This is a genomic window from Nocardioides sp. DN36, assembly GCF_055380375.1.
Genome location: NZ_AP043823.1, coordinates 2,120,951 through 2,145,263 on the forward strand (window position 1 = coordinate 2,120,951; position 24,313 = coordinate 2,145,263).

Annotated in this window: 24 protein-coding genes and 1 riboswitch; of the genes, 10 read left to right on the top strand and 14 right to left on the bottom strand. The window is 71.8% G+C overall.

Annotated features, from left to right (window positions below; all coding sequences use genetic code 11):
* Nucleotides 1–2: 2 nt before the first annotated feature.
* The 4 genes from ACZ43H_RS11050 to ACZ43H_RS11065 are packed head-to-tail and all read right to left on the bottom strand — an operon-like array spanning nucleotide 3 to nucleotide 3,040.
* A complete protein-coding gene (locus tag ACZ43H_RS11050; RefSeq protein WP_464590249.1) occupies nucleotides 3–944 on the bottom strand; it encodes an ROK family glucokinase in 942 nt (313 codons plus the stop codon).
* Nucleotides 941–1,387, bottom strand: coding sequence for a hypothetical protein (locus ACZ43H_RS11055; RefSeq protein ID WP_464590251.1), 447 nt, complete (start codon nucleotides 1,385–1,387; stop codon nucleotides 941–943). The genes ACZ43H_RS11050 and ACZ43H_RS11055 overlap by 4 nt, the downstream gene beginning before the upstream one ends.
* Nucleotides 1,384–2,565 (bottom strand): ArsA family ATPase, encoded by a 1,182-nt coding sequence (locus ACZ43H_RS11060; RefSeq protein ID WP_464590253.1) that lies wholly within the window; start codon nucleotides 2,563–2,565, stop codon nucleotides 1,384–1,386. Before ACZ43H_RS11060 ends, ACZ43H_RS11055 begins: the two co-directional genes overlap by 4 nt.
* Before the next feature lie 22 nt (nucleotides 2,566–2,587).
* Nucleotides 2,588–3,040: an SRPBCC family protein gene (locus ACZ43H_RS11065; RefSeq protein ID WP_464590255.1), complete on the bottom strand. Its 453-nt coding sequence runs from the start codon at nucleotides 3,038–3,040 to the stop codon at nucleotides 2,588–2,590.
* Nucleotides 3,041–3,248: 208 nt separating this feature from the next.
* Here ACZ43H_RS11065 and ACZ43H_RS11070 point away from each other — a divergent pair, with 208 nt between their 5' ends.
* Entirely contained in the window at nucleotides 3,249–5,075 is a 1,827-nt protein-coding gene (locus ACZ43H_RS11070) for an AMP-dependent synthetase/ligase (RefSeq protein ID WP_464590257.1), read from the top strand.
* 18 nt (nucleotides 5,076–5,093) lie between these two features.
* Here ACZ43H_RS11070 and ACZ43H_RS11075 read toward each other — a convergent pair whose 3' ends face one another.
* From ACZ43H_RS11075 to ACZ43H_RS11100, 6 genes are all read right to left on the bottom strand, one after another.
* Complete coding sequence (locus tag ACZ43H_RS11075) at nucleotides 5,094–6,338, bottom strand: M48 family metallopeptidase (protein WP_464590259.1); 1,245 nt, start codon at nucleotides 6,336–6,338, stop codon at nucleotides 5,094–5,096.
* On the bottom strand, nucleotides 6,335–7,576 hold the full coding sequence (locus ACZ43H_RS11080) for a hypothetical protein (RefSeq protein WP_464590261.1): 1,242 nt from the start codon (nucleotides 7,574–7,576) through the stop codon (nucleotides 6,335–6,337). The genes ACZ43H_RS11075 and ACZ43H_RS11080 overlap by 4 nt, the downstream gene beginning before the upstream one ends.
* Nucleotides 7,577–7,580: 4 nt before the next feature.
* The gene (locus ACZ43H_RS11085; protein ID WP_464590263.1) at nucleotides 7,581–8,576 is read right to left on the bottom strand and encodes a C40 family peptidase; all 996 of its coding nucleotides are present in this window, start codon (nucleotides 8,574–8,576) and stop codon (nucleotides 7,581–7,583) included.
* Between the two features lie 13 nt (nucleotides 8,577–8,589).
* Nucleotides 8,590–8,749, bottom strand: a riboswitch (cyclic di-AMP (ydaO/yuaA leader).
* Between the two features lie 165 nt (nucleotides 8,750–8,914).
* Nucleotides 8,915–9,121, bottom strand: a complete 207-nt coding sequence (locus ACZ43H_RS11090) for a hypothetical protein (protein ID WP_379183776.1) — start codon at nucleotides 9,119–9,121, stop codon at nucleotides 8,915–8,917.
* Between the two features lie 99 nt (nucleotides 9,122–9,220).
* Nucleotides 9,221–10,510, bottom strand: a complete 1,290-nt coding sequence (locus ACZ43H_RS11095; protein WP_464590265.1) for an NYN domain-containing protein — start codon at nucleotides 10,508–10,510, stop codon at nucleotides 9,221–9,223.
* Between the two features lie 11 nt (nucleotides 10,511–10,521).
* Nucleotides 10,522–10,800: a hypothetical protein gene (locus ACZ43H_RS11100; RefSeq protein WP_464590267.1), complete on the bottom strand. Its 279-nt coding sequence runs from the start codon at nucleotides 10,798–10,800 to the stop codon at nucleotides 10,522–10,524.
* A gap of 121 nt (nucleotides 10,801–10,921) precedes the next feature.
* Between ACZ43H_RS11100 and ACZ43H_RS11105 the strand changes: the two genes are divergently transcribed.
* From ACZ43H_RS11105 to ACZ43H_RS11115, 3 genes are read left to right on the top strand one after another with little or no spacing between them, the layout of a single operon-like run.
* Nucleotides 10,922–12,703, top strand: coding sequence for a DEDD exonuclease domain-containing protein (locus ACZ43H_RS11105; RefSeq protein WP_464590269.1), 1,782 nt, complete (start codon nucleotides 10,922–10,924; stop codon nucleotides 12,701–12,703).
* 59 nt (nucleotides 12,704–12,762) lie between these two features.
* Nucleotides 12,763–13,041, top strand: coding sequence for an Lrp/AsnC family transcriptional regulator (locus ACZ43H_RS11110; protein ID WP_379183768.1), 279 nt, complete (start codon nucleotides 12,763–12,765; stop codon nucleotides 13,039–13,041).
* A gap of 4 nt (nucleotides 13,042–13,045) precedes the next feature.
* Nucleotides 13,046–13,675, top strand: a complete 630-nt coding sequence (locus ACZ43H_RS11115) for a hypothetical protein (RefSeq protein ID WP_464590272.1) — start codon at nucleotides 13,046–13,048, stop codon at nucleotides 13,673–13,675.
* Between the two features lie 47 nt (nucleotides 13,676–13,722).
* On the opposite strand, the gene trpD is transcribed toward ACZ43H_RS11115, so the two are convergent.
* From trpD to ACZ43H_RS11130, 3 genes are read right to left on the bottom strand one after another with little or no spacing between them, the layout of a single operon-like run.
* Nucleotides 13,723–14,748: an anthranilate phosphoribosyltransferase gene (gene trpD / locus ACZ43H_RS11120; protein ID WP_464590274.1), complete on the bottom strand. Its 1,026-nt coding sequence runs from the start codon at nucleotides 14,746–14,748 to the stop codon at nucleotides 13,723–13,725.
* Between the two features lie 31 nt (nucleotides 14,749–14,779).
* Nucleotides 14,780–15,202 (bottom strand): Rv3143 family two-component system response regulator, encoded by a 423-nt coding sequence (locus ACZ43H_RS11125; protein ID WP_464590276.1) that lies wholly within the window; start codon nucleotides 15,200–15,202, stop codon nucleotides 14,780–14,782.
* Nucleotides 15,203–15,212: 10 nt separating this feature from the next.
* Nucleotides 15,213–16,187, bottom strand: a complete 975-nt coding sequence (locus tag ACZ43H_RS11130; RefSeq protein WP_464590278.1) for a cytochrome c oxidase assembly protein — start codon at nucleotides 16,185–16,187, stop codon at nucleotides 15,213–15,215.
* Between the two features lie 66 nt (nucleotides 16,188–16,253).
* On the opposite strand from ACZ43H_RS11130, the gene ctaE reads away from it, so the two are divergent.
* From ctaE to qcrB, 4 genes are read left to right on the top strand one after another with little or no spacing between them, the layout of a single operon-like run.
* Nucleotides 16,254–16,901, top strand: a complete 648-nt coding sequence (ctaE, locus tag ACZ43H_RS11135) for an aa3-type cytochrome oxidase subunit III (protein WP_464590280.1) — start codon at nucleotides 16,254–16,256, stop codon at nucleotides 16,899–16,901.
* Between the two features lie 43 nt (nucleotides 16,902–16,944).
* Nucleotides 16,945–17,814 (top strand): cytochrome bc1 complex diheme cytochrome c subunit, encoded by an 870-nt coding sequence (gene qcrC, locus ACZ43H_RS11140; protein ID WP_464590282.1) that lies wholly within the window; start codon nucleotides 16,945–16,947, stop codon nucleotides 17,812–17,814.
* Complete coding sequence (qcrA, locus tag ACZ43H_RS11145; RefSeq protein ID WP_464590284.1) at nucleotides 17,811–18,863, top strand: cytochrome bc1 complex Rieske iron-sulfur subunit; 1,053 nt, start codon at nucleotides 17,811–17,813, stop codon at nucleotides 18,861–18,863. Before qcrC ends, qcrA begins: the two co-directional genes overlap by 4 nt.
* Entirely contained in the window at nucleotides 18,860–20,605 is a 1,746-nt protein-coding gene (gene qcrB / locus ACZ43H_RS11150) for a cytochrome bc1 complex cytochrome b subunit (protein WP_464590286.1), read from the top strand. The genes qcrA and qcrB overlap by 4 nt, the downstream gene beginning before the upstream one ends.
* A gap of 233 nt (nucleotides 20,606–20,838) precedes the next feature.
* Here qcrB and ACZ43H_RS11155 read toward each other — a convergent pair whose 3' ends face one another.
* On the bottom strand, nucleotides 20,839–21,564 hold the full coding sequence (locus ACZ43H_RS11155) for a hypothetical protein (RefSeq protein ID WP_464590288.1): 726 nt from the start codon (nucleotides 21,562–21,564) through the stop codon (nucleotides 20,839–20,841).
* Nucleotides 21,565–21,832: 268 nt separating this feature from the next.
* Between ACZ43H_RS11155 and istA the strand changes: the two genes are divergently transcribed.
* Together istA and istB are read left to right on the top strand one after the other, a co-directional pair.
* The gene (gene istA / locus ACZ43H_RS11160) at nucleotides 21,833–23,368 is read left to right on the top strand and encodes an IS21 family transposase (RefSeq protein WP_021473522.1); all 1,536 of its coding nucleotides are present in this window, start codon (nucleotides 21,833–21,835) and stop codon (nucleotides 23,366–23,368) included.
* Nucleotides 23,365–24,150, top strand: coding sequence for an IS21-like element helper ATPase IstB (istB, locus tag ACZ43H_RS11165; protein ID WP_021473521.1), 786 nt, complete (start codon nucleotides 23,365–23,367; stop codon nucleotides 24,148–24,150). Before istA ends, istB begins: the two co-directional genes overlap by 4 nt.
* The last annotated feature ends 163 nt before the right edge of the window (nucleotides 24,151–24,313 follow it).

Here is a 24,313-nt window from a genome sequence, read left to right on the forward strand (position 1 = left end):
GGCTAGCTCCGCGCGAGGTCGGCGGCGCCGATGAGGCCCGCGCGGTTGCCCAGCCGCGCCTTGCGGATCTCGAGGCTGGGCCGGAAGTCCCGGTCGGGCATCTGCGCGGCGAAGGCGGCCCGGATCGGGTCCAGCAGCAGCTCGTCGGCCTCGCTGACCCCACCGCCGATGACGACCACGGCCGGGTCGAGGACCTCGGTCAGCGATGCGATGCCCTCGCCGAGCCAGGTGCCGAGGACGGCGAGCTGGCCGACGGCGAAGGCGTCGCCGGCCCGGGCCGCCTCGGTGACCAGCGGCCCGGTGATCTGATGGGGGTCGCCACCCGCACGCTCCAGGAGCCCCCCGGCCGAGGCGGACCCCCGGGTGGCGGCGGCCCGCACCTCCCGCACCAGCGCCGAGCCGCTGGCGTACTGCTCGAAGCACCCGTGCTTCCCGCAGCCGCACAGGATCCCGTCGGGTACGACGCGCATGTGGCCGATCTCGGCACCGACACCGAACGCACCGCGGTAGAGGGACCCGTCGAGCACCAGCCCGCCCCCGACGCCGGTGCCGACGGTCACGAGCAGCAGGTCGTCGACGTCGTGGCCGGCGCCGAAGCGGAACTCGCCCCAGGCCGCCGCGTTGGCGTCGTTCTCGATGACGACCGGCAGGTCGACGCGCTTCTCGAGGTCGGCTCGCAGGTCCACGTTGCGCCAGGCCAGGTTGGGGGCGAACAGGACCACCGAGCGCGCCTTGTCGACGTACCCGGCGGCACCCACACCCACCGCCTCGATCCGGTGCCGGGACGCGAACTGCGCGACCAGGTCGGCGATCGCCGACTCGATCGCCTCGGCGTCGGTCGCCGGCGACTCCACCCTCAGCTCCTCGAGGACCTTCCCGTCCTCGTCGACGACCCCGCCGGCGATCTTGGTGCCACCGACGTCGATCCCACAGGCCAGCGTCATTCGTCGTCCTCCTCGGGCCAGGCCCCGTCCGTGTCGTCATCCAGGTCGATCCGCTCGACCCCGGCGTCGTTGCCCCGGCCCTCGTCCGGCACCGCCGTCGCGAGCATCCCGGCCGCGGCCTGCAGCAGCGACGAGGCCGCCGTGGCGAGGTGGGCGCGCACCTCCGGGCTGGTCTGGCGCACGACGTGCACCGCGCGGCAGATCGGGCAGTACGTGCACTCGGGCGCACCGGTGGCGATGTGCTCGTCGACGTCGTGGGCGGCGGCGACCGCCTGGTCGACGAGGCCGCCCACCTGCTGACCGAGACCCTGCCCGAGGTCGGCACCGTGGTCGCGCGCCCAGTCCGAGAGCGCACCGACGAGCTTCAGCGCCTCCTCGGCGACGCTGCCCACGTGCTCCCCGGAGGTGGGGTCGCCCGGTCCCGGGCCGCCTGCCTCGCTCACGTCTGTGCTCCTGCTCCGGTCGCCTCGAACCTCACCTGCAGCTCACCCTCGTCCATCCGGGCGCCGGCGATCCGGTGCCGGGAGAGTCCCGAGGGCAGCGTGAGGAGACGACGATACGACCCCACGGTCACGACGAGGTCGTCGCCATGGCGCGCGAGATCGACCTCGGCACGGGAGACGTTGGGCAGCGCCAGCCTCAGCACCGCCCCTCGGCTGTTGCGGGTGACGCGGAAGGGGCCTCCGCCGGCCGGCGCGCGCAGCGGGTCGTCGCCGTCGTACAGCTCACGGGCGAGGGTGATCAGCGTCTCCACGCCGACCGGCTCGCCCGTGCGGTAGACCGAGCGCCAGATGGGCAGCCCCGCGAAGGACTGGGCGGTCTCCGCCAGCACCTGGTCCTGCGCGCTCACCCAGCCGTTGCGCCAGTCGTCGCTCCCGCCGGCGGGAAAGACGCGGTTCGCCACGACGCCGTCGACGCGGTAGCCGTAGAGCGAGAGCGTGGTGTAGGAGCGGCGCGCCTCGGCGAGCACGACGTTCTCGGGGGTCAGGACCAGCCGCACGCTCGCGTCCGGGCCGGACAGCAGCGCCCGCACCTCGTCGAGCTCGGCGTGCAGCCGCTCCACCGCGTCGAAGACGCTGTCGCCGGGCATCGGCACCCCCGCGGCCCGCGACAGGACGGGCTTGAGGGCCTTGACGACGCGGCGCTCGACAGGGAGCACGCGGTGCATGTACCAGCCGAGCGCCTCGGGCAGCGCGAGCAGCCGGAGCGTCTCCGCGGTGGGGGCGCAGTCGACCACGATGACGTCCCAGTCCCCCGACAGCGCGTGCAGGCGCAGCTCGAGCAGCGCGAGGACCTCCTCCGCGCCCGGGATGACGGTCAGCTCCTCGGCGGCGAGCGGGTCCACGCCCGCGACGTCGAGCACCGAGAGCAGGTAGCGCTGGATCTCCGCCCACGACTGCTCGAACCGCAGCTGCGCGTCGACCTGCTGCACGAAGAGGTGGTCGGCGACAGCCGTGGGCTCGGGGCCGACCTCGGCGCCGAAGGCGTCCGCCAGCGAGTGCGCCGGGTCGGTGGAGAGCACCAGCGTGCGGTGCCCCTCGGCCGCGGCCAGCGCAGCGGTCCCGGCGGCGACGGTCGACTTGCCGACGCCGCCCTTGCCGGTGAACAGGAGGATGCGCACGGTGAGCTGGTCGCCGCCCGGGTCAGCCGAGCGTCTCGACGCGCTTCTTCAGGCCCTTGAGCGCGGTGTCGATCAGGATCTTCTCGCCCTTGCGCTTGAGCATGCCGATCAGCGGGATGGAGACGTCGAGGGCGAGCCGGTAGGTCACCTCGGTCAGGCCGCTGGCGCGCTCCTGGAGGATGTAGGCCCCGTCGAGCGCGCGCAGCATCTTGCCCTCGACGAGCGTCCACGTGACCGTCCGGTCGGCGTCCCACTCGTAGGCGAGGGTGTACTCGTCCTTGATCGGCGACACGTCGAGCTCGAAGAAGACCTGCTCGGCCCGGCCGGCGGCCGCGCCGGAGTCGTAGGCGGAGACCACGTCGGCGGTGCGGACGCCCTTGGCCCACTGGGGGTAGGCGTCGAAGTCCGCGATGACGGCCATGACGTCGGCCGGAGCGGCCTCGATCTCGATCGAGGACGTCGTCTGCTCGGCCATGGGGCTCCTCGGCTGGGTGGTGGGCCTGTCCGTCGTCGCGGCAGGGGCACCGGCCCCGGCCGCGTGGTCGCGTCGGGGAGCGAGCGTACCGGATGCGAGCGGCCCGTCCGGCAGCGGTAACCTCCGTCGATGACCCGCGTTCCCCGAGTGCTGCAGCCGCGCCGTCGCCCGTGACGGCCCGCTCGGCGGGACAGCCCGAGGAGGCACCGTGCGTGAGTTCTCCACGCCCCTGACGATCGAGGTCCCGGCCACGGGCAACCTCACCGACGACGTGGTGAACAACGCCCAGGAGGCCTCGGACGCGGTGGTCTTCAGCCGCCACACCGCCGCGGGCTGGGAGGACGTCACCGCGGCGACCTTCCTCGCCGAGGTGACCGGGGTCGCCAAGGGGCTCCTCGCGGCCGGGATCGAGGCCGGGGACCGGGTGGCCCTGATCTCCAAGACCCGCTACGAGTGGACGCTGCTCGACTACGCCATCTGGTTCGCGGGCGCGGTCACCGTGCCGGTCTACGAGACCTCCTCGGCCGAGCAGATCGCCTGGATCCTGAAGGACTCCGGCGCCCGGGCGGTCGTGGCGGAGGGCGCCGACCACGTCGCCCGCGTCGCCGAGGCGCGCGCCGAGCTCGACCAGCTCAACCATGTCTGGTCGATCGCCGACAACGCCGTGGACGTGCTGACCCGGCTGGGCCAGGACATCGCCGATGACGTGCTCGAGGAGCGGCGCCGCGCCGCCACGCCCCTCGACCTCGCCACGCTCATCTACACCTCGGGCACCACCGGGCGGCCCAAGGGCTGCATGCTCACCCACGGCAACTTCATGTTCGAGCTCGGCGTCGCGGTCGAGGAGATGGAGCGGCTGTTCGCGACCGAGGGCGCCTCCACCCTGCTGTTCCTCCCGCTCGCCCACGTGTTCGCCCGGATCATCCAGATCGGCGCGGTGAAGTCGCGGACCCGGCTCGGGCACAGCGCCGACATCAAGAACCTGCTGGCCGACCTGCAGGAGTTCCGCCCGACGTTCATCCTCGCGGTCCCCCGCGTCTTCGAGAAGGTCTTCAACACCGCCTCGCAGAAGGCCACCGCCGACGGACGCGGCAAGGTCTTCGACCTGGCCGCCGAGACCGCGATCGCGTGGTCCCGCGCCCAGGACCCGTCGACCAGCGTCGTCCCTCGGCGGCTCAGGCCGGGCAGGGGCGGGCCCTCCCTGCCGCTGCGGGCCCGCCATGCGGTGTTCTCGCGCCTGGTCTACGCCAAGCTGCGCGACGCCCTCGGCGGGCGCTGCGAGTACGCCGTGTCCGGCGGCGCGCCCCTCGGCGACCGGCTCGGCCACTTCTACCGCGGCATCGGCCTGACCGTCCTCGAGGGCTACGGCCTGACCGAGACCACGGCAGCGCTGAGCGCCAACGTGCCCGGCGCCGTCAAGATCGGCACCGTCGGCCGGCCCTTCCCGGGCACCACGGTCCGGGTGGCCGACGACGGCGAGCTGCTGTTCAAGGGCGGCCAGGTCTTCGCCGGTTACTGGAACAACGAGGAGGCCACCCGTGAGGCCCTCCAGCGCGACGGCTGGTTCCACACCGGCGACGTGGGCGAGGTCGACGACGAGGGCTTCGTGCGGATCACCGGGCGCAAGAAGGAGATCCTGGTCACCGCGGGCGGCAAGAACGTCGCCCCGGCCGTGCTCGAGGACCGCCTCCGCGCCCACCACCTCGTCGACCAGTGCGTCGTCGTCGGCGACGGCCAGCCGTTCATCGGCGCCCTGATCACCCTCGACACCGAGTCCCTGCCGGCCTGGGCGGAGGCCCACGGGAAGTCCGGCTCGGTCGTCGACCTGCTCGACGACCCCGACCTGCAGGCCGAGATCCAGACCGCGGTCGACGAGGCCAACAAGGCGGTGTCCAAGGCCGAGTCGATCCGCAAGTTCTCGATCCTCCCCGACGAGTGGACCGAGGAGGGCGGCCAGCTCACGCCCAGCCTCAAGCTCAAGCGCAACGTGGTGATGCGCGAGTTCCGCGACGAGGTCGCCGCGCTCTACTCCTGACCGGCTGCTCCTCGCCGGTTACTGCTCGCCCGCCGTACCGGCGCCGAGCTGCCGCGCGATCGCGATCCGCGTCAGGGTCGTGGGGTGGCTGCCGAACCACAGCTGCGACCACGCGGGCGGGGTCGGGTCGGCCAGGGACTTCAACGCCAGCTCGCGCTGCATCGCCTCGAAGGCGGTCGGGTCGTGGGTGGCCTCGAGGGCGTCGACGTCGGCTCGCGTCTCGATCATCCGGCTGACGGTGTTCTGCACCGGGCTCGCCAGCAGCGTCCCGACGGCCACCAGGGCCAGGACCAGCGGCACCACCTCTGGGTCCGCCATCGACCGGCGCCGGCCCAGCGCCCCGACGAGCAGCCCGAGCAGGCCGACCCCGGCCAGGGCTCCGGCGGCGCCGAGCACGGAGCCGACCAGCACGTCGTCGTGCCGGGCGTGCGCCAGCTCGTGGGCGACCACGGACAACGCCTGGTCCTCGGGCAGGTCGCGGACCAGGTTGTCGTAGACGACGACGCGTCGGGTGCCCCCGAAGCCCGACACGTAGGCGTTCAGGGTCGTCGTACGACGCGAGGCGTCGGCAACCAGCACGTCGTCGACGGGCACGTGCTCGGCCTCCGCGAGCGCGAGGATGCGGGTGCGCAGGTCGCCGTCGGGCAGCGGGGTGAACGAGTTGAACAGCGGCTCGACCAGCAACGGGTAGACGAACGACCCGGCGAGGACCAGGCAGGCCAGCAGACCGCCGGCCACGGCCGGCCAGGCGCGTCGCCAGCGCCGCGCGCAGCCGACCAGGACCACCAGCGCGAGGGAGGTCGTCACCACCATGACCAGCTCGCTGCGGGCCACGTCGGCGGCGAAGCCGCTCCACGGCTGTGTGGTCAGGCCGTAGGCGACCAGGTGCCGGTGCATCAGGACCGCGAACGGCAGGGTCACGACCCGGCCGACCAGCTCGAGGCCGACCACCGCGAGGACCACCCGCCACCACCACGGGCCGCGCAGCCGGGCCACCAGGTCGGCGCCGACCCGGGTGAACCCGAACCAGCAGGCCACCAGCAGCGAGATCGCCAGCGAGCTCCAGCTCCACCACCGCGCGCCGGACGAGAACGCCTCGGCCCGGTCGACCTGGGCCCGGGTGAAGACCGAGCCGGCGGCCGCGGGGCCGGGCGTGCCGCCCGGGACCGGGTGCCAGGGCACCAGCCAGGCGGCCAGCCCGGCGAGCAGGACCCCTCCGACGACGAGGACGACGACGGACGTCCTGCGGTCCTCGGGGGTCACGAAGCCAAGTCTGTCAGGAGCTTCCGCCACCGCGCGGTCAGCTCGGCGACGCCCAGGCCGAAGGTCGACCTCAGGGCGGGGCCGAGCTCGGTGCCGGCATCGACCCGCTCGTAGAAGCGCACCAGGGCGGCCTCTCCCCCGGTCCGGGCCAGCAGGCGGCAGGCCAGCCAGGCGCTCTCGTACGACGCGCCGAGGTGGGTGGTGGTGGTGTCGAACTCCGAGGCCCCCGGCAGCCGGGCCGGGGCACCCTCACGGCGCACCTGCCGGGTGATCTGGCCGGCCGTGGTGGACAGCGGCAGGTCGACGTCGCGCAGCGCGACGTAGTCGGCGAACCCCTCGAGCAGCCACAGCGGCATGCCGCTGGTCGCCGCGTTCGTGGCGACGTGGACGGCCTCGTGGCTCATCACCACCTGCGCGCCCTGGGGGCGCAGGTCGCCGAAGACCTCGGGGTTGACGAAGACGTGCACCGGCGACGAGGGCTTCAGCGACCCGTCCACCGTGGCGGTCACCGCCGCGATGTTGGCGTACTCCCCCGGGTCGGCGGCCAGCGCCGCATCGAGGTCGCGGGCGGTGGCGGGCACCTCCACGACGAGCCCCGCGCGCCAGCCGTGCAGCACACGGCGTACGACGGGCACCGCGGCCCGGGCGCGCTGGGCGTACTGCTCGGCCTGCCGCGACGAACCGGCGACCATCACCAGGGCTCCCGGGGGCCGGAGCACGCGGAGCCGCTCGTGCAGCCACAGCGGGTCGCGGCGGTCCCCGCCCCCGAAGCCGTCGACGGCCACCCGGTCGCCGTCGGACACGAAGCGGACGGTGACCTCGGCCCGGGCCGGGGCCCGGTCGAAGCCGGCGAACCGCCAGGTCGCGGCGACCGCGGCCGACCAGGACCCGTCGGCCGAGACGGCCCCCTCCTCGTCCACGTAGCGCAGCGAGAAGTCCTCGACGCGCAGGGCACGGGCGTTTCCGACCACGGCGGCCAGCGACGCGGCGGCCGCCTCGTCGTCGGCGGGCGCGAGGGCGCGCGCAGCGGCTGCGTCGCGAGAGGCCACCGCGGACTCGAGGTCGTGCAGCGTCGCGGCCGCCGCGCCGGGCTCCACCCGCGCGGCCGGACCGGCGGCGGGGGTGGCGACGTACGGGTCGTCGTCGAGCACCCGCCAGACCACGAGCGCCGCGACCAGCACCAGGGACAGCGAAAGGCCGGTCGCCCACACCAGGGGGCGACCGGCCTTCACGGACAAGCGATCAGCCAGGGCGGACCGCACCGACGTACGGCATCGCGTGGAGGCTGGTGACCTTGACGCCGACGCTCGGGTTCTCCGCGTTCACGATCATGCCGTTGCCGATGTACATGCCGACGTGGCTGATCGGGCTGTAGTAGAAGACCAGGTCGCCGGGCATCAGCTCGGACTCCGGGATGTGCGGGCCGGTGTTGTACTGCGCGCTGGAGGAGTGCGGCAGCGCCACGCCCGCCTGCGCCCAGGCCATCATCGTCAGCCCCGAGCAGTCGAACGCGCTCGGGCCGGCGGCACCGTAGACGTAGGCCTTGCCGACCTGGGCCATGGCGTACTGGACCGCGGCGGCGGCCCGGCCGGAGGCCGAGACGTCGGGCGTGCGGGTGGTGCTGCGCGAGGTGACGGCGTCGCGCTGCTCGGCCTCGAGCTTGCCGAGCAGGGACTTGGCCTCGGAGAGCTTGTCGTCGATGGCCGCCTTGTCCTCGGCGAGGCCCTTCTTCAGCTCCGCGATCCGGGCGGCGCGCTTCTCGGTCGCCGTGCGGCGGATGTCGAGCGCCTTGGCCTCGGTGGCGTAGTCGTCGAAGAGCTGGCCCTGCATGTCGTTGAACGCCGACATGGTGGACAGCTGCGACAGGAACGCCTGGGGGTCGTCGGACACGACGACCTCGCCGACCGCCGACAGGTTCTGACCCTCGTACTGGCGCACGATCGAGTCCTTGACCTGCTCCTGGACGGCGCCGAGGCGCTTGTCCTGGCGAGCCTGGTCGGCCTTGAGCGAGACCAGCTCGTGGTTGAGCTCCTTGAGCTCGAGCCGGGCGTCGTTGTACCGCTCCGAGGCCTGCTCGGCCTGGTGGTACAGCGTGTCGACGCGGCTCTTGACGTCGTCGATGCTCGGCTCCGCGCCGGCGGGCGTCGAGGGGACGACCCCCACCACGGCCGCGAGGGCGAGTCCGGACAGGGCAGCGCCGATGGGGCGCGTGATGGTGCGCTTCCGACCGTTCAGCACGAGCGGGCGGTCTCCCTTGCGTGTCGTACGCCTACCGGGTGAGCTGACGGGTTCGGGCACGACAGGCCCTACTCCCGCTCCTCGCCGGCACGAGTGCCGGCGCCTTGCGGGCGATTCACCCCAGATGGGTTGGTTCCCCGGTTCCCAGGCCTCCGAGACGGCCCGAGACTCAGCGCGGTGCCCGCGTGGATCCGGTCTGATCCACGTTCACGGACACCTGAGCGCCACACACTAGTGGGGCGTCCGGCGGAGCATCAAACTCCCCTCCCCATGTTGTGCCGTGTTTCTGGCCACGGTCGGTCCTCAGGAGCGCACTCCTGTCACATTCGTCACTGTGGTCACGCCGACTCGATGTCGCGGCCGGCGATCGGCTGGACGAGCCGGAGGGGAGGCACGAGCCCACCCTCGGCCAGGACGTCGAGCGCACGGCGCTCGTCGTCGTCGAAGGTCAGCTCGGGAGGCGGCCCCAGCAGCACGGTCACCACGCAGTCGTGGCACGCCAGGCCACGCACCACGCAGGTGTCGCAGTCGATTCGCGTCGTCATGCCGGTGACGCTGCCACCCGGCACCGACACTCCGGTCCGCGTCGGCCGGGCCCCGGCGTGTCGGGCATCCCGGCCGAGGGCCCCGGGCCGGTCCCCGGGTCAGCTCAGCAGGCCGACCAGCGCCTCCGCGGGATGGGCCCGCGCCCCCGCCCTGGCCACGTCGGCGGCGACCTCCTGGTCGCTGCTGACGACCACGACCACCCGGCCCGTGGGCTCGGCCGCGACCAGGTCGCGGATCACGTCGTCGGCGATCACGCCCTCGGGACTGAACACGACCTTCACCCCCCGCGGCGCCGGGGCGACGGTGCGGGCCGTGGCGGACGCCGCGTCGAAGACCACGGTCGTCTCCACGCCCAACCGGGCCACCAGCGGAGCCAGCCCCTGCAGCAGCCGCGTCCGCTGGGCGTCCAGCGGCGAGGTCGGCCACGCGGTCTTGCTGACGTTGTAGCCGTCGACGATCAGCCGCGCACGTGGCATCGCCAGCATCCGCTCCAACAGCGCCGGCCCACCGGCCGCGGACCCGGCCGCGCGGCCCTCGGCGACCCGGGTGAGCTCCGCCTCGAGGCGGTCCCCCGGCGCTCCTTCCACTCCCGGCAGCGCCAGCTCGCGGCGCAGCCCGGAGGCGGCGTCGATCACGGTGTCCAGCAGCAGCCGGGCCCGCACGGTCACCTCGTCGCGGTCCGAGCGCGCCGCCCGCCGGTCGGCCGTCGCCTCGGCCTCCAGCTGCGCCACCCGGGCCCGGAGCCGACGCAGCTCCTTGTCCTGGCTCGCCCAGCGGTCCGCGTCGGAGGCGCGAGACTCCTCGACGGCGCGCGCGAGCTCCTCGTGCGCCGCCCGGGCCGCGCGCTCCGCGCTCCGCGACTCACCCAGCTTGCGGCGCAGCGAGGCGTTCTCGGTCTTGTACTCCTCCACCTGGGCGCGCAGCCTGGCCCGCGCATCGTGCAGCGCCTGCTCGGCGTCGGCCAGCTTGTCCCGCAGCCGCGCGGCCTCGGCCGCCTCCCGCTCCGCGCTGTCGGGACCGCGCAGGTCCTGGCTGAGCGAGGCCACCGCGTCCTCCCACCCCTCGGGGCGGACCAGCCAGACGACCGCGGCCATCTCGACCGGGTCGCCGGTGGCCGCCTCGGACCCGGAGGCGAGCGCGGCCGCGTCGTACGACGTGCGGCCGAGCACCTGCGTGCCCACCCGCTCGCGGAACTCGTCGTCGGACTCCAGGGACGCCACGATCGCGGTGCTCCCGAGCCGGGCCCGCCGTTGCGGGGCGAAGCCGGCGACCCGGCGCAACGCAGGCGGGAGGCGCACGACGTCGGGCAGGGCGTCGGCGGTGAGCGCCACGACGCGCGTCCGCACGGCGTCGGGCAGCCCGCCGAGCGTGGGCGGGGTGCTGGACACGGCTGTCACGCTCAGCCGTTCCTCGGGCCGTTCCTCGGGCCGTTCCCCGGGCCGTCCACGAGCTCGGCCCTCGGGACCAGCTCGACGGCGTCGTCGCGCCCGCACCAGCGACACACGACGGTGGTCACCGACTCGGCGACCACCTCGGTCTCCTCGACCCGGTGGTCACCGGCGAGGTCGAAGTGCCAGAACTCGCGGGTGCGTCGCGTGCGCGCCACGTCGAAGCGGGTGAGGTTGCCGCAGCCGGAGCAGCGCCAGCGGTGGGCCGCGTCGGGGATCACGGTGGTCACGGCACTCCTCGCTCCGGTGGGGTGGTCGGGTGGCTGGTCGTACGGCTGGTCGGGCTCTCGTCGACAGGGTAGTCCGCGCGTCGCCGGCGGACTGTCGGTGCGCGCCTCTAGCGTCGAGGACATGAGCAGCGCCACCCACGGTGCGCCTTCCCGGTGGGAGTCGCAACGAAGTTTCGACGAGCTGGGACGACCGCTGCGTGACATCACCTTCTGCGTCGTCGACCTGGAGACGACCGGCGGCTCCGCCCAGGGCGGCTCGATGATCACCGAGATCGGTGCGGTCAAGGTGCGCGGCGGCGAGGTCCTCTCGGAGTTCCAGACGCTGGTCAACCCGCGCGCCGAGATCCCCGCCTTCATCGCCGTCCTGACCGGCATCAGCAACACCATGGTCGCCGACGCGCCGCCGATCGAGTCGGCGCTCCCGGCGTTCCTGGAGTTCGCCGCCGGCACCGTCCTGGTCGCCCACAACGCCCCCTTCGACGTGGGCTTCCTCAAGCACTTCGCCGAGCAGCAGGGCCGCCCGTGGCCGCGGTTCGAGGTGCTCGACACGGCCAAGCTGGCCCGCCGGGTCATCACCCGCGACGACGCACCGAACTGCAAGCTCTCGTCGTTGGCCCGGGTGTTCAACTCGGCCACCACGCCCAACCACCGCGCGCTGTCCGACGCCCGGGCCACCGTCGACGTGCTCCACGGCCTGATGGAGCGGCTCGGCGGCCTGGGCGTGCACACGCTGGAGGAGCTGCAGACGTTCTCCTCGCGGGTCACCACCGCCCAGCGCAAGAAGCGCCACCTCGCCGAGGCGCTGCCCCACTCCCCGGGGGTCTACCTCTTCCGCGACGAGCGCGCCCGCGTCCTCTACGTCGGCACCTCGCGTGACCTGCGCACCCGCGTCCGTTCCTACTTCACCGCCTCCGAGACCCGCTCGCGGATGGGCGAGATGGTGGGACTGGCCTCGCGGGTGGACGGGATCGAGTGTGCGACCACGCTCGAGGCCGAGGTGCGTGAGCTGCGGCTGATCGCCGAGCACAAGCCGCGCTACAACCGGCGCTCCCGGTTCCCCGAGAAGGTCCACTTCATCAAGCTCACCCGGGAGCCCTGGCCGCGCCTGTCGCTGGTCCGACGCGTCCTCGACGACGACGCCGACTACCTCGGCCCGTTCTCGTCGAAGAAGTCCGCCGAGAAGTGCCTCGCCGCGCTGCACGACACCTTCCCGGTCCGGCAGTGCTCCGACCGGCTCGCCCGCGAGCCGTCCCGCGCCGCCTGCGTGCTCGCCGAGATGGGGCGCTGCCTCTCCCCCTGCGACGGCAGCGTCGACCCCACGACGTACGCCGCGGTGGTGCGCCAGCTGCGCGACTCGCTGCTGCGCCGCCCCGACGAGGTGGTCGAGGCCATCAACACCCGGATGGCCGCGCTGGCCGCCGACGAGCGGTTCGAGGAGGCCGGCATCCACCGGGACCGGCTCGCGGCGTTCGTGCGCGCCGCCGCCCGCACCCAACGGCTCTCCGCGCTCACCCGCTGCCCCGAGGTCGTCGCCGCGCGCCGCGAGGACGACGGCCGGTGGGCCGTCCACGTCGTGCGCTTCGGCCGGCTGGCGGCCGCCGGCACCATCCCGCCCGGCGCCGACGCCCACCAGTACGTCGCCGAGCTGCGGGCCAGTGCCGAGACCGTCGCGGGCGCCCCGGGCCCGGTGCCCGCGGCGACCGCGGAGGAGACCGAGAAGGTCCTGCGCTGGCTGGAGTCCCCGGGCATCAGGCTGGTCGAGGTCGACGGCGAGTGGACCTGTCCGGTGGCCGGGGCCACCCGGCACCTCGCGATCCACGACGCCGTGCACCAGTCGCGCGAGTCGCTGGTGCCCTTCGACGACCGGCGCGGTCTCGCCCCCGTGCACCAGCCGGCGCGCTAGTGGTCGCCCTCGCGACGGCGTTCCGCGACCGACGGGTCGAGACCGGATAGGGTCGGCGGGTGATCACCGCCATCGTCTTCGTCAAGGCCGACGTCGCCCGGATCCCCGAGGTCGCCGAGGAGATCGCCGCCCTCGAGGGCGTCAGCGAGGTCTACTCCGTCACCGGCCAGATCGACCTGATCGCCCTGGTGCGGGTGCGCGACCACGACGACGTGGCCAACGTGGTCGCCGACCGGCTCAACAAGGTCCCGGGGGTCACCTCGACCGAGACGCACATCGCCTTCCGCGCCTACTCCCGCCACGACCTGGAGTCGGCGTTCTCGCTCGGCCTGGACTGATCACGTGGGTTGGTTCTCCGACCACTGGCTCGACGTCCTGGGCTGGGGCGGCAGCGCCCTGCTGGTCTTCTCGCTGCTGCAGGCGCGGGTGCTGCGGTTCCGCACGCTCAACCTGCTGGCCTGCCTGATCCTGCTGGCCTTCAACGCCCTCATCGGCGTGTGGCCGATGGTGGGCATGAACGCCGTGCTCGCGGCCATCAACGTGTGGTTCATCGTGCGCCTGCTGCGCCAGCGCCACGACGAGACGGTCTTCGGCGCCGTGGAGGTGGCGCCCGGTGACGAGTACCTCCGCCATGTCCTGCGGATCCACGGCGCCGACATCCTGAAGTTCCAGCCCGACTTCCTGTGGGACCCGACCGACGCGGACAACCACGCCTTCGTCGTCGTCACCGGTGACGAGACCGTCGGTGTGGTGCTCCTGCGTGCCGAGGGCGAGGTGGCGCGGGTGGTGCTGGACTACGTCACGCCCCGGTTCCGCGACTTCTCCCCCGGTGAGTTCGTCTGGCGGCGCAGCGGCCTGCTGCGCGAGCACGGGTTCCACCGGGTGGTGACGCCGCCGGCGATGGTCGGCGCCTACTACGACCGGCTCGGCTTCCGCCGCGACGGCGACTCCTGGGTGCTCGAGCTGGCCTGACCGCAGGGTCCGCGTTCCGCGACACCGGGCAACGTCCCCGGCGGAGGTCAGGCGGCCGACGCGGCCACCCAGCGCTCCAGGACGGCCTTCGCCCGGCCGGAGTCGATGGCGTCGCGCGCCTTCGTCAGGCCGGCGGCGAGCGCGTCGTCGACGCTGCCCGGGACCTCGTCGTACACCGCGAGGGCCGCACCCGCGTTGAGGAGCACGGCGTCACGCACCGCGCCCTGCTCGCCCTCGAGCAGCCGCCGGACCACGGCGGCGTTGTGGGCGGCGTCGCCGCCACGCAGCGCCTCGGCGCTGCTGAGCGCGATGCCGTGCCGCTGGGGGTCGACGGTCGCCGTGGTGACCTGGCCGTCGCGCACCATCCACACCGACGACGTGGACGTGGTCGTGAGCTCGTCGAGCCCGTCGTCGCCCCGGAACACCCACGCGTCGAGCCCACGGCGCGCGAAGACGCCGGCCATGACCGGCGCCATCCGCAGGTCGGCGCAGCCGATCGCCTGGGCCTGGGGACGGGTCGGGTTCGTCAGCGGGCCGAGGAAGTTGAACGTCGTGCCGATGCCGAGCTCGCGTCGCGGGACGGCCGCGTGCCGCATCGCCGGGTGGAAGGCGGCGGAGAAGCAGAAGGTGATCCCGGCCTCCGAGGCGACCTCCGCCACGCGCGCGGCGGGCAGGTCGAGGCGGATGCCGAGCGACTCCAGCACGTCCGCGGACCCGGACTTCGAGGAGGCGGAGCGGTTGCCGTGCTTGACCACGAGCGCGCCGGCGCCGGCCGCGACGATCGCCGACATGGTGGAGATGTTGACCGACATCGACCGGTCCATCCCGGTCCCGACGATGTCGAGCAGGCGACCGGGCACCCTGATCGGGGTGGCGCGCGCATACATCGCGTCGGCGAGGCCGAGCACCTCCTCGGTGGTCTCGCCCTTGGCGCGCAGCGCCACGGCGAAGCCGGCGATCTGGGCCGGCGTCGCCTGCCCCTCGAGGATCTCCTCCATCGCCCAGGCGGTCTGCTCGGCGGAGAGGTCGGTCCGGTCGACGAGCGCGCCCAGAACCTCGGGCCAGGTGGTCATCGCAGAGTCCTTCGGGCGGCCCGCGGGGCCATCAGCTGGTGGCGGGCACGCGCGAGCGCAGCAGCGTCACCACGGTCTCGGCGAGCTGGATCGGGTCGATCGGGTGCGGCACGGCGGCCTCGGCCCTCGACCAGGTCGCCAGCCACGCGTCCTGGGGGCGGCCGGTCAGCACCACCACGGGCGGGCACTGGTAGATCTCGTCCTTGAGCTGCTTGGCGATCCCCATGCCGCCGGCGGGCACGGCCTCGCCGTCGAGGATCGCCAGGTCGATCTGGCCCGCGTCCATGTTCGCGATCACGACGGGCTCGGTCGCCACCTCGACGTACTCCACCTCGGGGAGGTCGGGATGGGGGCGACGGCCCAGGGCGAGGATCACCTGCTGGCGGGTGTTGACGTCGTCGCTGTAGACGAGCACCTTCAGGGGCGCGGTCCGGGTCGAGGTCGAGTCGCTCACGGCGGCGATGCTACCGGTCCGCGCCGGGCGTGACGGGGCTGGTCGCCGCCGCACCAGAGGCGCGTGCGGCCGCGCGGGCCTCGAGCAGGTCCAGGCGCCGGTCCTCGCGCGCCGCCTCCTTCATCGAGGAGCGCACCCACTGCGCGAAGAGCACGCCGAAGAACACCAGGCCGATCAGGTCGCCGGAGCCCCACAGGATCCCGCCCGCGAGGTGCTGGTCGTCGTGCGGGTCGGGCAGCCAGGAGCCCATCGGACCGTCGTGGAGGGAGGGGTACCAGTCGTGGCCGATCAGGCCCTCCTGACCCATGATCGTGACGCCCAGGAACGCGTGGAACGGCAGCGTGAGGACGACGAGCAGCATCCGCGCCGGGTAGCCGACCCGTCCGGGGACCGGGTCGATGCCCATCAGGGGCCAGAAGAACAGCGCACCGACCACGACGAGGTGGACGTGCATCATCTCGTGGACGTACGTCGAGTGCAGCGAGGCGTCGTACCAGCCGGAGAAGTAGAGCGCCCACGGCGAGACGACGTAGAGCGCGAGCGTCAGGGGCGGGAACGACAGCACCCGGGCGACCCGCGAGTGCAGGACCACCAGCAGCCAGGCCCGCGGCCGGGCCGGCAGCGTCCGCAGCGCGAGGGTGACCGGGGCGCCGAGCGCGAGCGCCAGCGGGACCAGCATCGAGAGCATCATGTGCTGGACCATGTGCACGCTCAGCAGGGTCAGGTCGTAGGCGCCCAGCCCGGAGGCCGTGGCGACGTAGAACGACCCCATCCCGACCACCACGAACGACAGCGTCCGACCCACCGGCCAGCGGTCGCCGCGGCGGCGCAGCGTGACCACGCCGAGCAGGTAGAGGCCCGCCGCCCAGACCGTGATGACGAAGGGCAGCGGCTCGAGCGACCACTCCGTGAACACCCGCCCCAACGTGAACCTGGGAAGGGCCTCCGCGGCGTCCCAGAGGGTGACGGACGAGGCACTCAGCACGGTGTGAACATTACGACCCCGCAACAGGAGGGGGTCGGGGTGCCCTCGTTGACGCGCCACGACATAATGGCGTCCGTGGCGACTGCAACTGCGATTCCGGCATCCCGACTGCACGGGCACCACGACCGACCGAGCATGGTCAGCGTCGGGACGATCATCTGGCTCTCCAGCGAGCTGATGTTCTTCGCGGCCCTGTTCGCGTCGTACTTCACGATCCGCGCGGTGAGCCCGGATCTGTGGGCGGCCAACACCGAGAAGCTGAACATCCCGTTCGCGTCGGTGAACACCACGATCCTGGTGCTGTCGTCGCTCACCTGCCAGCTCGGCGTCTTCGCCGCGGAGCGCGGCCAGGTCGGTCGCTCCGGCTCGATCTTCAAGATCAAGGGCTGGGGGCTGCGCGAGTGGTTCGTGCTGACCTACGTCATGGGCGCGGTCTTCATCGGCGGCCAGGCCACCGAGTACGCCTCCCTGGTCAAGGAGGGCGTGACCATCCAGGACTCCGCCTACGGCACGATGTTCTACCTGACCACCGGCTTCCACGGACTCCACGTGACCGGCGGCCTGATCGCCTTCCTGTTCGTGCTGGGACGCACGTTCATGGCCCGCAGGTTCACCCACGAGCAGGCGGTCAGCGCGATCGTCGTCTCCTACTACTGGCACTTCGTCGACGTGGTGTGGATCGGTCTGTTCGCGACCATCTACCTCGTCAAGTGATCCCCACGTCGGACCCCACCAGGACTCCCAGCAAGGACTCAATGTGCGTCTCCTGAACCGCTCCGCCGGTCGACTCTCACGCCACCGTCGCGGACCGCTCGCCGGGCTCGTCGTGCTGCTGCTCGGGCTGCTGATGACCGGCAGCCTGTACGCCGCCTTCTCCCCCGCCCAGGCCGACCAGGCCGAGAGCGACGCCGACCAGGCGGCGAAGGGCCGGGAGCTCTTCCTCGTCGGCTGCGCCTTCTGCCACGGCCAGAACGGCGAGGGCGTGAAGACCCAGAACGGCAACCAGATCGGCCCCTCGCTGGTGGGTGTCGGTGCCGCCGCGGTCGACTTCCAGGTCGGCACCGGCCGGATGCCGATGGCCCAGCCGGGCGCCCAGGCGCCCCGCAAGAAGGTCGTCTACACCGACGAGGAGATCGCCCAGCTCGCGGCGTACGTCGCCTCGCTCGGCCCCGGCCCGTCGGTCCCGACCAAGGACGACTACAGCATCGAGGGCCTCAGCGACTCCGAGCGTGAGGAGGCCATCGTCCGCGGTGGCCAGATCTTCCTCACCAACTGCACGGCGTGCCACAACTTCGAGGGCTCCGGCGGCGCCATGCCCCGCGGCGGCTACGCCCCCAAGATCCGTGGCGTCGAGCCCAAGTACATCTACGAGGCGATGCTCACCGGCCCGCAGGCCATGGACAACTTCTCCAACGGCAACCTCTCGCCCGAGGAGAAGCGCGACGTCATCGCCTACCTCGGCTCCCTGGACGAGGCCCCCGGCTACGGCGGCTTCGGTCTCGGCGGTCTCGGTCCCGTGAGCGAGGGTCTCTTCGCCTGGCTGGTCGGCCTCGGCTCGCTGGTCGGCTTCGCCATCTGGATCGCCGCCCACACGACGCGCTCGAACAAGAAGAAGGTGGAAGCGTGAGCGACTCCCACGACTCGCACGACCTCGTCCCGGCCACGTTCGAGGACGAGCCGATCGCGAACCCGGGCCTGCCGGCCCACCAGTGGCGCCCGACCGACGTCGACGCCAAGGCCGAGAAGCGCGCCGAGCGCCAGGTCGCTGCACTGTTCGGCCTGTCGATGCTCTGCGCGGTGCTGTTCCTCGTGTCGTACTTCGCCTTCCACGTCGGGGCGGACTGGGACACCGTCGGCGGCCTCGGCGCCTCCAACGTGGCGCTGGGCTGCTTCCTCGGCGGCGCGCTGCTCTTCATCGGCGTCGGCATCATCCAGTGGGCCCGCAAGCTCATGGGTGACCACGAGATCGTCGAGTACCGCCACCCCGCCAAGTCCTCCGACGAGGACCGCGAGGCCACGCTGGCCGCGCTCGGCGCCGGCCTCGAGGAGTCCGGCATCGGCCGTCGTCCCCTGGTCCGCAACAGCCTGCTGGGTGCCGTCGGCATCCTCGGCCTCCCGGCGATCGTCCTGCTGCGCGACCTCGGTCCGCTGCCCGGCGACAAGCTGAACCACACGATCTGGTCCAAGGGCATGCGCGTCGTCCGCGACGTGGTCGGCACGCCGATCAAGGTCTCCGACCTCGAGATCGGCGACCTGGTCAACGCCGAGCCGGAGGCGCTGTTCCCCACCGAGGAGAACGGCTACCCCGAGATCGAGGGCGTGCGCCTGCAGCAGGAGAAGGTCAAGGCGGCCGTGATCCTGAACCGCATGCTGCCCGAGGAGATCGTCTCCGAGCAGACCCTGAACTGGTCGGTCGACGGGATCGTCTGCTACTCCAAGATCTGCACGCACGTGGGCTGCCCCATCTCGCTGAACGAGCGGACCACCCACCACCTCCTCTGCCCCTGCCACCAGTCGACCTTCGACCTGACCGACTCCGGCAGGGTGATCTTCGGGCCCGCCGGCCATGCCCTTCCCCAGCTGCCCCTGGCAGTGGATGATGAGGGCTACCTGGTTGCCCAGAGTGACTTCACCGAACCCGTGGGACCGAGTTTCTGGGAGCGTGACCCGTCGTGAGCATCGACACCAGCAAGGTGGCCACGAGCAACACCAGCGCCGCCACCGCGAAGAAGCCGAGCAAGATCGGCGCCGCCGCCACCTGGGCCGACGACCGCCTCGGTCTGGCCACGGTGATGAAGAAGAACCTGCGCAAGGTCTTCCCCGACCACTGGTCCTTCATGCTCGGTGAGATCGCGCTGTGGAGCTTCGTCGTGCTGCTCCTCTCCGGCGTCTTCCTCACCCTGTGGTTCACGCCCAGCATGGGCGAGGTCCAGTACGAAGGCTCCTACGACCCGCTGCGCGGCGTCACCATGTCGGAGGCCTACGCCTCGAGCCTGAAGCTCTCCTTCGACGTCCGTGGCGGCCTGCTGATGAGGCAGATGCACCACTGGGCCGCCATGCTCTTCATCGCGGCGATGATGATCCACCTGCTCCGCGTCTACTTCACCGGCGCGTTCCGCAAGCCGCGCGAGTTGAACTGGGTGATCGGCTGCCTGCTGCTGCTCCTCGGCACCCTGGAGGGCTTCACCGGCTACTCCCTGCCCGACGACCTGCTCTCCGGCACCGGCATCCGCGCGGCGGACGGCTTCATGAAGTCGATCCCGCTGGTCGGCAGCTACCTGTCGTTCTTCCTGTTCGGTGGCGAGTTCCCGGGTGACGCGATCATCCCGCGCCTCTACACCGTGCACGTGCTGCTCATCCCGGGCATCCTGCTCGCGCTGATCGCCGCCCACATGCTGCTGCTCGTCTACCACAAGCACACGCAGTGGCCCGGCCCCGGCCGCACCGAGCAGAACGTCGTCGGCTTCCCGATGCTGCCCGTGTACGCCGCCAAGGCCGGCGGGTTCTTCTTCATCGTCTTCGGCGTCAGCGCCATCATGGGCGGTCTGCTGTCGATCAACCCGGTGTGGAAGTTCGGCCCCTACGACCCGACCAAGGTCACGGCGGGTTCGCAGCCCGACTGGTACATGGGCTGGCCCGACGGTGCGCTGCGCATCATGCCGGGCTGGGAGTTCGCGTTCTGGGGCCACACGTTCCCCTTCAACGTCTTCCTGCCGATCATCGTGCTGCCCGGCCTGATGTTCACGATCCTGCTGCTGCTGCCGTTCGTGGAGTCCTGGGTCACGGGTGACAAGCGCGACCACCACCTCCTGGAGCGCCCGCGCAACGCGCCGACGCGCACGGCGGTGATGGTCTCGCTGATGACCTTCTACGGCCTGATGTGGGCCGCGGGCGGCAACGACATCATCGCGATCAAGCTGCATGCCAGCATCAACCAGATCACCTACTTCATGCGGGCGGCCGTCTTCATCGGCCCGGCGATCGCGTTCTTCATCACGCGCCGCTGGTGCATCTCGCTGCAGCGCCACGACAACGAGACGCTGCTGCACGGCTACGAGACGGGCATCATCATGCGCTCCCCCGAGGGCGGGTACAGCGAGCGGCACCTGCCGATCGACCCGGCCCGGGCCTACGCCATGACGGCCCGCGAGCGCGACGACGTGCACGCGATCGAGACCACCGACAGCGACGCCAACGGCGTGCCGGCCCCCGGGTCGCGCTCGCAGCGGCTGAAGTCGAAGCTCTCGACGCTGATGTACGCCGACAACGTGCAGAAGCCGACCGCCGAGGAGCTCGAGGAGGCCCACCACCACGCCGAGCACGAGAACGCCCTCCAAGCGGGTCTCGACCACCCGGCGGACGGCCACCAGTTCGACGGGCACCACCTCGTCGACGAGGAGCACCTCCGCTCCCACTGAGCGCGACCGTGATCACCACGGAGGCCCGTCCGGACTCGTTCCGGGCGGGTCCTCGTCATTTCCCGACCTGTCGCACTTTCGCGCAGGAGCACGTCGACCCGTCGCACTTTCACGCAGGAGCACGTCGACCTGTCGCACTTTCACGCGGGAGCACGTCGACCCGTCGCACCTTCACGCGGGAGAACGTCGACCAGTCGCACCTTCACGCAGGAGCACGTCGACCCGTCGCAGTTTCACCAGTAGGGAGAACGCTCGGGGCCGCGATCCTGCCCGCGCCACGCGCGGCGGCCGAGCCGTCGCTTCGCCTCGGCAACTCCGTCATACAGGCGTCGCTCGACGTTCTGCGCGGCGCCGAAGAGGTGGTGATCCACGAAGACGTCGATCAGCCAGTCCCCCGTCTGGGCCAACCACTCGCGGCGGGCACGATCGTGGGCCTGTTGCTCGGGGCCGTGCCATCGGGGCCCGTCGTACTCCGCGCCGTACCAGAGCCCCTCGACCCCGAAGTCGAGGTAGAAAAAGCCCTTCGGACCGGCCACCCGCAGCTGCGGGGTCGGGATCGGGAGAGTCGCGCAGTCGCGCCACCGCAGGAGGAGGACGTGCTCGGGCGGTGACTGCGGCCGCGGGTCGACCATCGGCGCGAGCTGACGGAACTGCCGGACGCGGCGATAGCCGCGAAAGCGTTGTCCCTGGTCAACGAGCTCGGCGATCCCGAACTCGTCACCGGCCACGGCCATCATCGCGCCCATGGCTGCGAACGCCTGGTCCCGCACTCGGCCCATCCCGAGGTCGCACGTGGTGCGCAGCTTCGAGGTGACCCGCAGGCCGTCCAGATCGACCACCTCACCCGCCGCGAACGTGCGCTCCCCGCTCGCGGCCAGCTCGTTGCGAAGCCGGTACCCGGGCGGTCGGAACATGGACACGGGCGGGACCCTCAGGTGGTCGTTCGGGGCCAGGATCATGGACGCACCGTGGAGCCAGCCGGCGGTCCTGTCTGTGATCACGCAGTCGTCGGGGACGACCTTCTTGAGGCAGGCGATTGTCGGCGGCCACGAGAAACTGCCCGGAGACGGCCACGAAGCTGCCCGGTGGCGGACATGAGAACTGCCCACTGACGGTCATGGGATCTGCCCGACACGACGTCGTCTGCCTCACCGGTTCCCACGGTTGAGGCCCCTCCTCAGGTGCGGTTGGCGTGCTGATGCGCCGTTCGCCCCTGAGGAGGGACATGTGAAGTCTGCCGAGGAGATCATGGAAATCTTGGATGCCTACGACCTGACTGGGTCGTTTCGTGATGCCGGTGAGTTGGCCGGCTGTTCGCACCACACGGTGAAGCACTACGTGGACCGCCGCGCTGCCGGCGGGGAGCTGGACCAGACCGCAGCCCGGCTGCAGTTGATCGATGAGTACCTGCCCAAGGTCGAGGAGTGGGTCGAGCGGTCGTTCGGGAAGGTCCGTGCCGATGTCGCCCACGAGAAGCTCGTGGCGTTGGGCTACAAGGGTTCGGAACGCACCACACGCCGCGCGGTCGCTAAAGTCAAGGCGTCCTATCGCTCTGGTCGGGTGCGGGTGCACCGGCCCTGGGTCACCGAGCCGGGGATGTGGCTGCAGTACGACTACGGCGACGGCCCGGTCGTCGACGGCGTCAAGACGGTGCTGTTCGTGGCGTGGCTGGCGTGGTCGCGGTTCCGGGTCGTGCTGCCGTTGCGTGACAAGACGATGCCGTCCGTGTTCGCCGCGCTGGACGTCACGTTCCGCCGACTCGGTGGAGTGCCGACCTACGTGCTGACCGACAACGAGAAGACCGTCACGGTCGAGCACATCGCCGGGATCCCGGTCAGGAACCAGCAGTTGGTCACCTTCGCCGAGCACTACTCGGTCGTGGTGCACACCTGTGTGCCCGCGGATCCGGCGTCCAAGGGCGGCACCGAGGCGTCGGTGAAGATCAGCAAGGCCGACCTCGTCCCCAAGGACACCAACCTGCGGGAGGAGTACGCGAGTTTCGCTGAGCTCGAGGCGGCCTGCGAGGCGTTCTGCGAGAAGGTCAACACCCGTGCCCACCGGACGACGAAGCGGCCGCCGATCGAGATGCTCGCCGAGGAACGAGCTCGGCTGCACCCCGTTCCGGCGCGAGCGCACACGGTCGCGTTCGGCACCACCCGCATGGTGCCGGCGAACACCCCGATGGTGATGTTCGAGTCCGGCCAGTACTCGGTCCCACACACCCTGCTCGGTGCAACAGTGTGGGTCCGCACCCACGGGGTCGGTGAGGACGAGTGGGTCGTCATCGTTCATGTCGGCGACGACGGTCCGATCGAGGTCGCCCGCCACCGTCGCGCCACGCCGGGAACGCCGAAGATCGATGACGGGCACTTCCCGCCCCAGCCGTCCGGCCCGCTGGACCGCCAGCCCCGAGCGAAGAACGCCGCGGAGTCGGAGTTCCTCGACCTGGGTGAGGGGGCCCGGCTGTGGTTGGTCGAGGCGGCTGCCGCGGGCACGCCGCGGATGCGGGTCAAGATGACCGAGGCGCTCGCGTTGGCCAAGTTGTTCGACCCCGTCGAGGTCGACTGGGCACTGGGCCACGCCGCGGTCCATGGCCGGTTCGCCGAGGCCGACCTCTCTTCGATCCTGGACCACCACGCCCGGCAGCCCGGCACAGGTGAGCATCGTGCCAGCGAGGACTCCTCGCTGACCCAGGGCACCGCCGCGTGGGCACGGCTCGGCCAGCGGTCCACCGCGGACGGCGACGGCGAGGTGACCCGATGACGACGAGGAGCCCCATCAGCACCGCGCCGCCGTTGCCGGTCGAGTTGGAGGAGCTGCTGCGCAAGCTGCGGCTGCCGCACATCCGTCGCCACGCGCCCGAGGTGGTCGCGACCGCGAAGGCCCAACGCTGGGAGCCCGCCGAGGTCCTCAAGGCCCTGTTCGCTGAGGAGGTCGCCGGCCGGGAACGCTCCGCCTTGGCCACGAGGCGGGCGGCCGCAGGGTTCCCGACCGGCAAGACGTTCGATGCGTGGCAGCCCGAGATCTCCTCGATCCCGGCCCCGACCCAGCAGGCGCTGCGGACCTTGGAGTGGGTCCACCGGCGAGAGAACCTCGTGGTCTGCGGGCCATCCGGGACCGGGAAGACGTTCCTGCTCGAAGCGCTCGGACAACAAGCCGTCGAGCAGGGACTCAAGGTCGCCTGGTTCACCCTGGAAGACCTCGGCGTCCTGCTGCGCCGGCACCGTGCGGACGACACCGTCACCAAGGCCATCGCCCGAATCCTGCGGGCCGACCTGGTCATCGTCGATGACATCGGGCTCCTGGCCGTCGCCGCCGACGCCGCCGAAGGCCTCTACCGCCTCGTCGACGCCGCCTATGAGAAGCGCTCGGTCGCGATCAGCTCGAACCTGCACCCGTCCGGGTTCGACGAGCTCATGCCCAAGACGCTGGCCACCGCCACAGTCGACCGGCTGCTCCACCACGCCCACGTCTGCCAGACCAGCGGCGACAGCGTGCGCCTGACCCAGGCACTCGCCGGCCAGGGGGTGAGCCCGTTGAGCTGAGCACCCCGGTCGGTGGTGGCCACCGCCCCCTTGGGCAGATCCCGTGGCCACCACCGGGCAGTTCTCGTGGCCGTCAGCGGGCAGGTTTCATGTCCGCCCCTGGGCAGTTCCTACTGTCCCTTGACAGGCGATGCGCAGATCGATGCCGTCGGGGAGCCTGGTG

Excerpts from the sequence above, each read along its gene's own strand:
- ACZ43H_RS11050 (WP_464590249.1), bottom strand. The coding sequence starts at position 944 with ATGACGCTGGCCTGTGGGATCGACGTCGGTGGCACCAAGATCGCCGGC.
- ACZ43H_RS11065 (WP_464590255.1), bottom strand. The coding sequence starts at position 3,040 with ATGGCCGAGCAGACGACGTCCTCGATCGAGATCGAGGCCGCTCCGGCC.
- ACZ43H_RS11090 (WP_379183776.1), bottom strand. The coding sequence starts at position 9,121 with ATGACGACGCGAATCGACTGCGACACCTGCGTGGTGCGTGGCCTGGCG.
- ACZ43H_RS11105 (WP_464590269.1), top strand. The coding sequence starts at position 10,922 with ATGAGCAGCGCCACCCACGGTGCGCCTTCCCGGTGGGAGTCGCAACGA.
- trpD (WP_464590274.1), bottom strand. The coding sequence starts at position 14,748 with ATGACCACCTGGCCCGAGGTTCTGGGCGCGCTCGTCGACCGGACCGAC.
- ctaE (WP_464590280.1), top strand. The coding sequence starts at position 16,254 with ATGGCGTCCGTGGCGACTGCAACTGCGATTCCGGCATCCCGACTGCAC.
- ACZ43H_RS11155 (WP_464590288.1), bottom strand. The coding sequence starts at position 21,564 with ATGATCCTGGCCCCGAACGACCACCTGAGGGTCCCGCCCGTGTCCATG.
- istB (WP_021473521.1), top strand. The coding sequence starts at position 23,365 with ATGACGACGAGGAGCCCCATCAGCACCGCGCCGCCGTTGCCGGTCGAG.